The 12,430-nt window shown below is 71.1% G+C and carries 9 protein-coding genes; 7 read left to right on the forward strand and 2 right to left on the reverse strand.

Annotated features, from left to right (window positions below; genetic code table 11):
• Window positions 1–33 precede the first annotated feature (33 nt).
• From M3147_RS10200 to M3147_RS19535, 7 genes are all read left to right on the forward strand, one after another.
• The gene (locus M3147_RS10200; protein ID WP_251203367.1) at window positions 34–1,065 is read left to right on the forward strand and encodes a zinc-dependent alcohol dehydrogenase; all 1,032 of its coding nucleotides are present in this window, start codon (window positions 34–36) and stop codon (window positions 1,063–1,065) included.
• Window positions 1,062–1,868 carry a sugar phosphate isomerase/epimerase family protein gene (locus M3147_RS10205; RefSeq protein WP_251203368.1) on the forward strand — a complete coding sequence of 269 codons (807 nt, stop codon included), beginning with the start codon at window positions 1,062–1,064 and terminating at the stop codon, window positions 1,866–1,868. Before M3147_RS10200 ends, M3147_RS10205 begins: the two co-directional genes overlap by 4 nt.
• Window positions 1,865–3,157 (forward strand): MGH1-like glycoside hydrolase domain-containing protein, encoded by a 1,293-nt coding sequence (locus M3147_RS10210; protein ID WP_251203369.1) that lies wholly within the window; start codon window positions 1,865–1,867, stop codon window positions 3,155–3,157. Before M3147_RS10205 ends, M3147_RS10210 begins: the two co-directional genes overlap by 4 nt.
• Complete coding sequence (locus tag M3147_RS10215) at window positions 3,154–3,885, forward strand: ThuA domain-containing protein (protein ID WP_251203370.1); 732 nt, start codon at window positions 3,154–3,156, stop codon at window positions 3,883–3,885. The genes M3147_RS10210 and M3147_RS10215 overlap by 4 nt, the downstream gene beginning before the upstream one ends.
• Before the next feature lie 187 nt (window positions 3,886–4,072).
• The gene (locus tag M3147_RS10220; RefSeq protein ID WP_251203371.1) at window positions 4,073–4,309 is read left to right on the forward strand and encodes a hypothetical protein; all 237 of its coding nucleotides are present in this window, start codon (window positions 4,073–4,075) and stop codon (window positions 4,307–4,309) included.
• Between the two features lie 115 nt (window positions 4,310–4,424).
• Window positions 4,425–5,990 (forward strand): helix-turn-helix transcriptional regulator, encoded by a 1,566-nt coding sequence (locus tag M3147_RS10225; RefSeq protein WP_251203372.1) that lies wholly within the window; start codon window positions 4,425–4,427, stop codon window positions 5,988–5,990.
• Between the two features lie 237 nt (window positions 5,991–6,227).
• Window positions 6,228–10,415 carry a DUF5979 domain-containing protein gene (locus M3147_RS19535; RefSeq protein ID WP_251203373.1) on the forward strand — a complete coding sequence of 1,396 codons (4,188 nt, stop codon included), beginning with the start codon at window positions 6,228–6,230 and terminating at the stop codon, window positions 10,413–10,415.
• A 72-nt stretch (window positions 10,416–10,487) separates the two neighbouring features.
• On the opposite strand, the gene M3147_RS10235 is transcribed toward M3147_RS19535, so the two are convergent.
• On the reverse strand, window positions 10,488–11,825 hold the full coding sequence (locus tag M3147_RS10235; RefSeq protein WP_251203374.1) for an MFS transporter: 1,338 nt from the start codon (window positions 11,823–11,825) through the stop codon (window positions 10,488–10,490).
• A 32-nt stretch (window positions 11,826–11,857) separates the two neighbouring features.
• On the reverse strand, window positions 11,858–12,337 hold the full coding sequence (locus M3147_RS10240; protein WP_251203375.1) for an RpiB/LacA/LacB family sugar-phosphate isomerase: 480 nt from the start codon (window positions 12,335–12,337) through the stop codon (window positions 11,858–11,860).
• Window positions 12,338–12,430: the final 93 nt, after the last annotated feature.

Consider the following 12,430-nt stretch of genomic DNA (forward strand, 5'->3'; position numbering starts at 1 on the left):
GGCGAGGAAGGGTGTGGAGGCATGGGTTCGCGCGTGACGTTTCCCGAGGCTCGGGTCGTCGAACTCGTCGAGGAGGCGGAGGCTCCGCTCGACGCCGGACAGGTGCGCGTGCGCACCCTGTTCTCCGGCATCTCGGCCGGCACCGAGCTGACCGCCTATCGGGGCACCAGCCCGCACGTCACGAAGACGTGGGACGCGGAATCCCGGCTCTTCGCCGACGGTGCCGCCGCACCGGCGTTCCCCGTCATGGTGCTCGGGTACGAAGAGGTGGGCGAGGTGGTCGAGGTCGCCCAACCCAGCACCGTCGCGGTCGGCGACCTGGTGTGGGGCACCTGGGGTCATCGCACGTCCGCCGTGATCGACGCCGCCTTCGCGGCGCCCCGACGGCTCCGGCCAGGGGTCGACCCTCGCATCGGCATCTTCTCGCACATCGGCGCGGTCGCACTGAACGCGGTCATCGACGCCGACGTCCACGTCGGCGAGACCGTGGCGGTGTTCGGACTCGGTGTCCCCGGCCAGCTCGTCGCCCAGCTCGCGCGCCTGAACGGCGGCCGCGTCATCGCCGTCGACGGCATCGCCGCGCGCCGTGACCTGGCCCTGAGCCTCGGCGCCGAGCACGCCCTCGACCCGGCGGACGCCGTGGCCGAGCGCATCCGCGAGCTCACCGACGGCCGGGGGGCGGACGTCGCCATCGAGATCTCCGGCAACGCGCGAGCCCTCCACGAGGCGGTCCGCTCGGTCGCCTACAACTCCCGGGTCGTCGCGTCGGGCTTCCTCCAGGGCGACGCGGTCGGGCTCAGGCTGGGCGAGGAGTTCCACCACAATCGCGTCCAGATCGTCAGCTCGCAGATCTCGGGCTCGGGGCCGTCCGTCGCCCATCGCTGGGATCGACTCCGGCTGAACCGCACGGTGCTCGGGCTCGCCGAGGACGGCCGGCTCGACGTGCTCGCGCTGATCTCCCACACCGTGCCCCTCGGCGAGGTCGCTGACGTCTATCGGATGCTCGACGAGCACGCCGGCCAGGCTCTGCAGGTCGTCATCGACCTGCGGGAGGGGGCTCGATGAACGCGGTCAACGCGATCTGCGTGCAGGAACAGGTGCTGGAGGGCGACTCGCTCGAGCAGAAGTGGGAGCTCGCGCAGTCGTGGGGCTTCGACGGCATCGAGCTGCGGGGCCGCGGCGACGGCAGCTTCGCCGCGCGCCTGCCCGAGCTCCGGCGGGCCGCGGCGAACGGGGTGCCGATGCCGACCGTGTGCGTCGAGATGAGCCACTTCATCGGCGCCTTCGACGCCGAGCTCCGCCGTGACGCCATCGCCCAGATGGCCGACCAGCTCCGGATCATCGCCGAGCTCGGCGGCCGGGGCGCGATGACTCCCGCCTCGTGGGGCATGTTCTCACGACGGCTGCCGCCGTTCGAGCCGCCGCGAACGCCCCAGGAGGACACCGCCGTCCTGGTCGACGCGTTGGGAACGCTCGGCGAACTCGCGGCCTCGCTCGGTGTCGCCATTCTCCTCGAACCCCTCAACCGGTACGAGGACCACATGGTCAACCGGCTCAGCGACGCCGTCGAGCTCATCCGGCTCATCGGCCTCGATTCGGTCCGCATCGGCGCCGACACGTACCACATGAACATCGAGGAGGCCGACCCGGCTGCCGCGCTCATCGAGGCCGGCCCGTACATCGGTCACGTGCAGGCGAGCGACTCGAACCGCCTCGAGCCCGGCGCCGGGCACCTCGACTGGGCCCTGTTCGGGGCGACGCTGCAGGCCATCGGATACGACGGACCGATCGCGATCGAGAGCCGGCTCTCGGGCGCGGCGGCCGAGGTGCTGCCGTCGGTGCCGCCGCTGCTCAGGCGGTACCTGTGAGCGACCTTGCGATCGCCGCCGCCACCCGCGTGCTCGCCCGCAACTGGCGGGGCAGCTACACCGTGCCCGCGGCGGGGCTGTACCCGCACCAGTGGAGCTGGGACTCGGCCTTCATCGCCATCGGGCTCCGCCATATCTCGCCGCGCCGGGCACAGCAGGAGCTCGACACGATCTTCAGTGCGCAGTGGGGCGACGGGCGGCTCCCGCAGATCGTGTTCAATCCGCGGCTGGACGTGCAGTACTCGCCCGGGGCGGCGTTCTGGCGCAGCGACCTGATCCCGAACTCGCCGCCCGTGCCGACCTCGGGGCTGATCCAGCCCCCAAACCACGCGCTCGCGGCGCTCCTCGTGCACCAGGCAGACCCCGAGGCCTCCGATCGTCGGCGCTTCCTCCCGCGCGCCTACGACCGGCTCCGCGCGTGGCACGGCTACCTCGCCCGACGCCGCACCGCGGCATCGGGACTCGTGCACGTGGTGCACCCCTGGGAGAGCGGCATGGACAATTCGCCGTACTGGGACGCACCGCTCGCCGCGATCGGCGACACCTTCGGCGAAGACATCCCCCGACCCGACCTCGACCACGCCGACGCGAGCCACCGGCCGTCGAACGCGGAGTACGGCAAGTATCTCTCCCTCGCGGCCCGGTACCGCGACCATGACTGCGACGACCGCGACGACGGCCATCCGTTCGTGCTCGAGGACCCCGCCGTGAACGCGCTGTACGCACGATCGGAGTGGGCGCTCGGCCAGATCGCCGAGCTCCTCGGCCACGATCCGGCGCCCCACGTCGAGCGGGCGCGCGCGATCACGGCGTCCCTCGGGTCGCTGTGGGTGCCCGAGCTCGGGTGCTATGTCGCGCGGGACGTCGTGTCCGGGCAGCTGCAGCGGTTCCGCACGGTGTCGGGCGTCGCGCCGCTGCTCATCCCCGACCTGCCGCACACCGCCGAGCTCCTCGCGACGCTCGAGGGCGAGCACTTCGCGCTCGGTCGGGCGGCGCTCGTGCCGAGCCACGACCTCACCGCGCCGACGTTCGACTCCGCGAGGTACTGGCGCGGGCCGTCGTGGTTCAACACGGCGTGGCTCATCGCGGAAGCGCTCCACGAGCGCGGCTTCGCCGAGGAAGCGCGGGGCCTCGCGAGTCGCATGGCGGACCTCGGGCTCGAGCACGATTTCCCGGAGTATGTCGACCCGCACAGCGGCGAGCCGCGCGGTACCCTGCGTTTCAGCTGGACGGCGGCGTTGAGTCTCGATCTCTACGAACGCCTGCACACGCGAGGGGAGACCCTATGAACGCACCGATTCGGCTGCTGGTCTGGAACGAGTACCTTCACGAGGTCGAGGAACCCGCCATCGAGGCGGACTACCCGGACGGCATTCACGGCGCCATCGCCGACGGCCTGCGGGAGCTGCTGCCGGAGGCGTCCGTCCGGACGGCGACGCTCGGGGAGCCCGAGCACGGTCTGACCGAGGCCGCCCTCGCCGACACCGACGTCCTGTTCTGGTGGGGGCACCGCGCACACGAGGACGTCAGCGACGCGATCGTCGACCGCGTCTGCGAGCAGGTGCTCGCCGGCATGGGGCTCGTGGTCTTGCACTCCGGCCACTTCTCCCGGGTGTTCACGCGACTCATGGGGACCACCTGTTCGCTGCGGTGGCGCAACGAGGGCGAGCGCGAGCTCGTGTGGACGGTGGCTCCCGCGCATCCGATCGCCGTCGGCGTGCCGAATCCGCTCGTGCTCGACGCCCACGAGACCTACGGCGAGTTCTTCGACATCCCTGCCCCCGACGAACTCGTGTTCATCAGCGGCTTCGAGGGCGGCGAGGTGTTCCGCTCGGGCGTCACCTTCCAGCGCGGTCGCGGGCGGGTGTTCTACTTCAGTCCGGGCGATCAGAAGTACCCGATCTACCACCGGCCAGACATCCGCCGTGTCCTCGCCAACGCCGCGGAATGGGCCCGGCCGACCGGGCCGCGGAACCTGCCCGTCGTCACGAACCCGCGACGCGGCTCGCACGCCTGACGCGGTGGAGAACTGGACGGTCCCCGTTCGTCGCCCCGCCGTCACCGGATCCGCCGACTGGATCTGGAACCGACCGGTCGGGATCGGCCATCATGGGGTGCAAGGAACGCACACCACGGAAGGGCATCGGATGTCGAGCACAGGGGAACGTCGACGGAGCTTCTCAATGCAGGGAGCGCCACGCAGCGTGCTGATCGCCGGCGTGCTTACCTCCGTCCTCGGTGCCGTCCTCATCGTGCTGATCCCGGCGGTGGCGGACAGGGCGGCGATCGGGGCGACCACGGGCGGGCAGGACGTGCGCGTCGCGATCGAATTCGGCGTGAGGGTGCTCCGTGAGCTCGCCCCGCCGATCGGTGCGGCGCTCGTCGGTGCCGCAGTCGTCATGGGGTTCGTCCAGGGGCGATCGGACCTGGAACCCAGGTAGCGCGGCCGGGTCTTCCGAGCTGGGCGGCCTGGGCCGATCGAGACCTCAGCTCGCTCTGCTATAGATGGGATGAAGCAGCCCGCAGCCCGAGCGAGCTGGTCTCGACCTGGGTTCCATGGTGCCGTCTCGCAAACCTGAACGAACTGATGATCCGCGCGTCGCCCTGCGCCGCGCCGTCGCCGACCGGGACGCCGAAGCGGTCACCGCCTTGGTCGCGCAGCACTGGATGTACCTGCTCGAGAGCCGCTCCATCATGTTGGCGCTGGCGCTCGGTCTGTCCGCGCCTGACCCGGCCGATGAGCTGACGAACGCGGTCTTCGGCGCGCTCGACGGCCAGCTGAAGCCGGCCTTCCGCGCGGACGCTTCCCGAAAGTGGGCCCGCCGGAGCGGCCAACGCTCCGAAGGGGACGCCCTGCCCGCCGTCCTCGGCAGCACGATCGATTCGATCGCCGCGCGGGCCGAGGGCCGTGCCGTCGAGAGCCTCGCCCACACCGAGCGTGCTCGAGCCGCCCTTCCCATGGCCGCGGAACGAATTCCCATCGCCATGCTCGCCCGGCTGCAGCACCACTGGCTGCGCTCGGAGATGATGAGCACCGGGTACGTGACGGTCGTCGACAGTTCCGAGGAAACGCTCCGTACCGCGGTCGCGACCGGACAGCTGGATGTCGCCTACAGCACCGTGGGCTACTACGCGCTCTCGCACGCGCTGGCCGGACGGGGACCCGCCTCCGACCGCGCCGTGGCGGACGCGGCTGCGCTCGGCGAGCTCGTCGAGCCCTGGCAGCGCGCGGCGATGGGCGTCCCGCTCCGGCTCGCGACGGCGCTCCGGCTCCTCGACCGCGGACGCGGCGGCGACGCGGCCGCCCTCCTCACCGACGATCGCCGAGCGGAGCAGGAGTCCGATCTGTGGGCGCTGGCGCTGATGGTGCGGACCCAGCTGCCGGCGGCGAAGCAGGATCCGTCGCGGTTCCTCGCGCAGCTCGAGGCCGAGGCGGCATCCTGGCCGTCGAACGTCGTCGAGCAGCCGGCGAACAGCGTCCACCTCGACGTGGCGCGGGCGCACCTGAACGGATTGGCGGGCCACGGTGCGCTCGCGGTCGAGCTGCTGGAGCGAAGCGCGGACAACGACCGGCACGGCATCGTCCGTGTCCGACTCGCGGCGATCCGGGCGGCGGAGGACGCGACCGCGGCTGCGGGGCTCGTGGAGATGGTGCTCAGCGAGAGCCGGGATCGACCGAGGGCCTCGGCCGAGATGCACCTGCTCAAGGCCGCTCGTGCGCTCGCGGAGAACCACCCCAAGACGGCGTCGAGGGAGTTCCGCCGCGCCGTGGCGCAGGCGCTCGAGAACGGCATCCCCAGGTCGCTCGTCGTGGCCGGGCCCGCGGTGCTCACGCAGCTCGCGGAGCTGACCGAGATGAGCGAGGCGCTCGACGCCGTCGCCCAGATCGATGAGGAGCTCGTCCACCTCGATCGCTCGAAGGACCGGGCGCTCCTCACCCCCAGGGAGCGTGCCGTGCTGCTCGGGCTGATGTCCGGGAGGACGCGCGCCGAGGTCGCGCGGGACTCCTTCGTCAGCGTGGAGACGGTGCGGAGCCAGTTGCGTTCGGTGTATCGCAAACTCGGCGTCCGGTCGCTCGAGGCGGCGATCTTCGCGGCGGCCGAGGCCGGTATCCACCCCTGATCGGGGGTGGGAGGAGTTCACCCTCAGGGGGATTCTTCTCGCGCCGAGGGTGAAGTCCTGTGTTCCGGGGGCAAATCTCCCATTCAGTCGGACATAGTCGAAACGACGCACCGCCCGGCGTGCACCCCGACGTACCCCGACGCCCGCCCGCCCGGCCGATGCGCACGCTCCGAACGGAGCCGCACCCGATCGGCAGCGACCCTGTCGCGCCCACCCGATTCACAGAAGGAGCGTGTCGTGCGTTCGACCACGCCGCAAAGCCACCGCCCGCATCACGGCCTCGTCCGGCGCCTGCTGGCGCTCGTCGCATCCATCGGGCTCGCGCTCGCCGCCGTCGTCGTCCTGCCGTCCGCCGCGCACGCGGCCCCGAACACGGGGATCCTCGTCGGCGATGTCGTCATCGCGCCCGCCGACACGCAGGCGACCATCGGCGACACGCTCACGGTGTCTGGCTCCTGGGATGCGAGCGCCGCGGACCCGCAGGCCGGCGACACCTTCACCATCGGGCTTCCGCCCCAGCTCAAGTTCCCGCAGAACGTCCCGTTCCAGCTCGTGGGAGCGACGCCGAGTGGGGACCCGGTCGTCTGGGGGAACTGCCTGACCGACACCGCGAGCGGCATCGCCACCTGTGAACTGACGGGCGAGGTCGAGGCGTTCCCGGAACTCGTGATGGGCACGTGGCAGTTCCAGGTCGAGGCGGTGCAGGCCACCACCGCGGAAGCGATCGAGTTCGACCTCAACGGCACGCCGGTGATGGTGCAGCTCCCCGGCGGCGGCGGCATCGACGACGGCATCGAACTGCCCGGCGAGGTCACCAAGTCCGGCGTGATGAACCAGAACAACTGGTCGATGACCTGGACCATCGACATCCCCGGCGCCAACCTCGTCGCGGCGGGCAACGAGACCGCCCGCATCACGGACACGCTCGGTGCCGGGCACGCGCTCTGCGACCCCACCGGGCTGAAGGTGGAGACGGTGCGGGGCAGCACGGTCGTCGATGTGACGAGCATCGCCACGCTCGACGGCGCACCGGGCGACACCACGTTCGGCCTCGTGCTCGCTGGTCCGTTCGATGCGAACGTGACCTACCGGGTCACCTACCAGACCTGCACCGCGGACGGGCAGATCGATCCGGCGGGCACCGTGTACGACAACTCCGCGCAGATCGAGGGTTGGGGCGAAGCCGGCCACGGCGTCGGCACGGTCGGCAATCTGCCGTGGCAGCTGAACCTCGGCAAGTCCGGCAGCGTGCTGGGCGGCGCGGAGCGCAACGGCAAGATCGCGTGGACCGTGGTCGTCCCGGGCGACCAGCTGCTCGGCAAGGACGGGTTCACGCTCACCGAGACGCTCGGCGCAGGACACCAGCTCTGCACCGACACGATCAGCGGGATCCAGATCACCGAACGGTACGGACCCAGCAACCAGCTGCAGCAGAACCTCACCAGCAAGCTCACCGCGACCACGATCTCGTCGAGCCCGCAGGCGTTCCAGGTGCGGTTCGACATCGACGACCCCGCCCTGCAGTTCAAGGCCTCCGACTACCGGTACGTGATCACCTACACGACGTGCGTGACGTCCGACGAGCTCCCGAACTCGGGGACGGCGTACGCCAACTCCGTCGACGTCGACGGGGTCGTCGCGACGACCGAGGCGACCGTCCCGAACCGGAGCCAGGGCAAGAACGGCCGGATCAACACCAGCGCCGTCACCCTCGACGGCGTGCGGCACATGCCGCAGACCACCATCGGCTGGTCCGTCACCATCCCCGGCCGGATGATCGAGAACGTCGACGGCGTCCTCACCCTGACGGACGTGCTCTCCGCCTCGCAGGCGGTGTGCGCGGCCGGTGACCCGTCCGCGGGCTTGGCGGCCCGGTTGGGTCTCCGGGTCGAGGCGCGCGACCAGATCCAGAACGGCGGCCTGCAGACCGTCGACCTGACCGAGTCCACGGCGGTGCAGCTCGACGGCAGCACGCTCACCTTCGGCCTCGACGCGGTCGACCTGCCCATCCCGACCGGGACCAGCGACGGGTTCAGTCGCGAGTACCAGTACGTCCTGAGCTACACCACCTGCACCGCCAGCGGCGGCATGGATGCCCCGGGCACCACGTACTCGAACACGCTGACCGGCGACGGGGTCTCCTTCTCCTCCAGCATCACGCAGAACAACAGCGGCAGCGGCACCGGCCAGGGCGTGACCCGCGGCTCCGTGGCCATCGAGAAGACGCTCGCGGACAACGCGGGTGCCGCGTTCGTCCCCGACGACACGGAGTTCACCGTGCGCGTCAAGGAGATCGACCCGACGAACGCGGTGCAGCGCGAGTACGATCTGCGCGTCCCGCTCGACGGTGCGCCGGTCAGCGGCCTCAACGCCCGCGGCACCGGCTGGAAGGTCGAGCTCACCGAGCCGACGTTCCCGACGATCCCCGGCGTCACGTTCGGGAACCCGGTGTTCACCGCCGGACCCGGCGTGACGGTCAGCCCCGACGGGAAGACCGCGGTGGCGTCGATCGATCCGGGCGTGAACGTGGCGGTGTCGCTCACCAACGAGGCGCTGCTCGGATCCGCGACCATCGTCAAGGAACTCGGCGGCGGCGCAGCCGACCTCGTCAACGCTGACCGCAGCTACCAGGTCACCGCGGCCATCGACACGAGCGCGCTCGGGGCGGGCTTCCCCGCGCAGCCCGACCGTGTCCTGCAGATCGAGAACGGGGTGCCGGTGACTCTGGCCGACCTCCCGATCGGCGCGACCGTGACCTTCACCGAACTCCGCCCGGTGGATGACGACACCCTCACCTGGGGCGCACCGGTGATCACCCCCTCGACCGTCGTGATCACGGCGGCGCACGCGAGCACTCCCGCCGCGATCACGGTCAGCAACAGCGTGGAACGCTCCGTCGGCACGTTCACGCTGGCGAAGACGGTGACCGGTGCGCAGGCCGACAACCCGGCCGTGCCCGACACCGTCACCGTCACCGCGAGCTGGATCGAGGAAGGCACGCCCGGCAGCACCACGCTGACCGTGCCGGCCGACGGCACCCCCGTGCCGCTCGGCGTGGACCTCCTCGTCGGCACCACGGTGACGTTGACCGAGACCCCGCTCGTCGACGGGTCCAGCATCGCGTGGGGCGCCCCCACGTGGTCGGGGACCGGAGTGACGGTCGACGGACAGGACGCGGTCGTCACGATCGGAAGGACGGCGGGCGCGACGGTCGCGCTGGAGAACCACGCCGCCACGTCGACCGCCGGGATCAGCCTGCTCAAGGGCGTCGCCGGCGCGGCCGCCGGCGAGGTCGACCCGACGGCCGAGTTCCCGGTGACCGCCACGTGGGTCGACGCGGACGAGGTCCCGCAGTCCCGGGAGCTGCTGATCAACACCGTCGCACCGACGCCGCTCGGGGTGGAGCTGCCAGCCGGTACCGAGGTGACGATCACCGAAGGCTCCCAGCCGGGCTTCGACACCGTCGTCTGGGGATCGATCACGATCTCCGGGGCCGGCGTGGACGACCACGGCGACGGATCCGCCACGGTGATCGTGTCGGATCAGCAGAGCGACGTCGCCCTCGTGACGGTCGTGAACGAGGCGAACTGGGCCCCCGGGGACTTCTCGATCGCGAAGCGCGTCGACGGGGTCCGCGGCGACCACCCCGACGTGCCCCGCGCGGTGACCGTCCTCGCCGAGTGGGTCGACGGTGACGGCGAGCAGTCGCTCGAGCTCTCGGTGCCGACCGACGGGACGGTCGTGGACTTCCCGCACCAGCTTCCGCACGGCACCGAGGTGACGCTCACCGAGACCGGGCTCGACGGCGGTGCGCAGTTCACCTGGGCGCTGCCGGAGTGGAGCGGAACGCGTGTCGCGGCGACCGGTGACGGGGCCGCAGTGGTGACGATCGGCGCAGCCGACACCGCCGAGGTCGCGCTCGTCAACACGGCCGTCCCCTCGCTCGGAGGTCTCACGATCACCAAGTCGCTCACGGGCGACGGGGCGGATGCCACCGCGAAGACCGTGTTCCCGGTGACCATCACCTGGACGGACCTGCTCGGCGAAGCGCAGAGCCGCGACGTCGAGCTCACCGCCGGCGTCTCTGCCACGGTCGACGGTCTCCCGCTCGGCACTGAAGTCCGCGTCGAGGAGGGGACCGCCGAGCTCCCCGCGGGGATCCGTTGGACCGGCGCCGAGTGGTCCTCCGCCGACGAGCTCGTGACCGTGATCACCGAGGCCGGCAGCCCGATCGCCACCGTCACGGTGACCGGCGAGCCCGGCACCACGGCCGAGCTCTCGCTCGAGAACACGGTCGGGATCGGCCCCGCTCTCGCCGCCACCGGCGTCGACGGCGTCCTCCTCGGAGCGGTCGGCGGGGCGGCGCTCCTCGCGGTGCTCGCCGGAGCCGCGGTCCTCGTCGTCAGGCGACGGGCGCTCCGGTAGTGCGAGCCGGCGCGGCCGGCGCCGTCGGGTGAGATCCCGGGCGCCGGCCGCGTCGCTCCACCGGCCGCCTGTTCAGGCGGCCACGGTCTCGCGCCGCGCCTCCTCGATCTGCGCCGCCACCTTCGCGCGCTGCGCCCGGCCCCAGGTCTCGCGGGCGGTCAGGATGCCGGCGAGGCCGATCACGGCGGCGAGGATGTAGAGCATCGCCGCTCCGGGCCATCCGAACACGCCCGTCAGCAGCGTCGCGAGGAGCGGGGCGAAGCCGCCGAGCGAGGCCGCGACCTGGTAGCCGATCGACGCGCCCGAGGTGCGCCTGGTCGTGCCGAACTGCTCCGAGAGCAGCGAGCCCTGCACCCCGGTGAGCGTGGCGTGGATGAAGGCGATCCCGAACACGAAGACGGCGAGGATGAGCGCCGGCACCCCGTCGTTCGTGAGCCAGTACATCGGGAACGCGAACAGGATCGCCGTGACGCACGCGGCGATGTACAGCGGGCGGCGGCCGAAGCGGTCGCTGAGCGAGCCGGCGAGGAAGGTGGTGCCGATCGCGATGACGCTCGCGACGGTGATCGCGGCGAGCGCGACCGAGCGGGTGTCGGGATGGTTCGTGGTGAGGTAGTTGAGCAGGAACGTCGCCGTCAGGTAGTACGCGAACGACTCCACGATGCGCAGGGCGATGACGCGCAGGATGCCCCGCCAATCCTTGCGGAGGGTCGCGAGGAACGGGTTCTTCTCGATCTTCCCGGTCTCCTTCGCCGCCTCGAACTCAGGCGACTCCGACAGCCGCGCGCGCACGATCAGCCCGGCGACGACGAGGACGAGGCTCAGCAGGAACGGCACCCGCCAGGCCCAGTCGCCCGGGAGGTTCGCGCAGACGAGGAACATGAGGCTGGCGAGCGCGATGCCGAGCGGGTTCCCGGACTGGGGGATCGCGGCGAACATCCCTCGCCGGTTCCACGGCGCGTGCTCGTACGCCATGGTGACCGCGCCGCCCCACTCCGCGCCGAAGGCGAGCCCTTGGATCATGCGGATGACGACGAGGAGGATCGGGGCGAGGATGCCGACGGTCGCGTAGGTGGGCAGCACGCCGATCACGAAGGTCGCGCCGCCCATGACGAGCATGGCTCCGACCAGCACGGGCTTGCGGCCGAAGCGGTCGCCGAGGTATCCGCCGATCGCGCCGCCGATGGGGCGCATCAGGAAGCCGACGGCGAGCGTCGCGAACGCGAGGAGCGTGCCGACGACGGGATCCTCGTTGGGGAAGAACACGGGGCCGAAGTACAGGGCGGCCGCGGTGCCGTAGGCGATGAAGTCGTAGTTCTCGACGCTCGTGCCGACGGCAGCGGCGATCGCGGTCTTCACCCGGTCGGGTGAGCCCAGGGGGCTCGGGGCGGTGCTGGTCGTGCTGGTCATACCCAATCTCCTTCGATTGCGCGGTGGTGGGGTCAGGGGGTGGGGGCGTCGCTCAGGTACTCGGCGAGCGTGCGCTGCTCGAGCAGGTGGAGCTTCCGCACCCGGCGCCGGGTGTCCTCGTCGTCGTCGAACGTCGCCATGAGGAAGGCGTCGAGGATGTCGCGGATGAGTGCGCGCGGTGCGAGCCACGCCCCCATCGCGATCAGGTTCGCGTCGTCGTGCTCCACGGCCTGGTGGGCGGAGTACGGCTCGTGGGTCAGTGCGCAGCGGATGCCGTCGATCTTGTTCGCCGCCATGATCGCGCCGGCACCGCTGCCGCAGACGAGCACCCCGCGCTCGGCCGCGCCCGACAGGACGGCATGCGCGGTGCGGGCGGTGATGTCGGGGAAGTCGACGGGGGTCTCGTCGAAGGTGCCGACGTCCACGATCTCGTGGCCGAGGGCGGTGAGCTGCTCCTTCACGTACCCGGTCAGGGGGAACCCCGCGTGGTCCGCGCCCACAGCAACTCTCATCAGCGACTCCTTCATCCACAGTGGATGTGAACGTTTACATGGAAACGTTTACATGACTGCAGAGAGTTAACCTCCGCGGGCTCCCGCTGTCAA

The sequence above is a fragment of the Agromyces mediolanus genome (genome assembly GCF_023715325.1).
GTDB lineage: Bacteria > Actinomycetota > Actinomycetes > Actinomycetales > Microbacteriaceae > Agromyces > Agromyces mediolanus_A.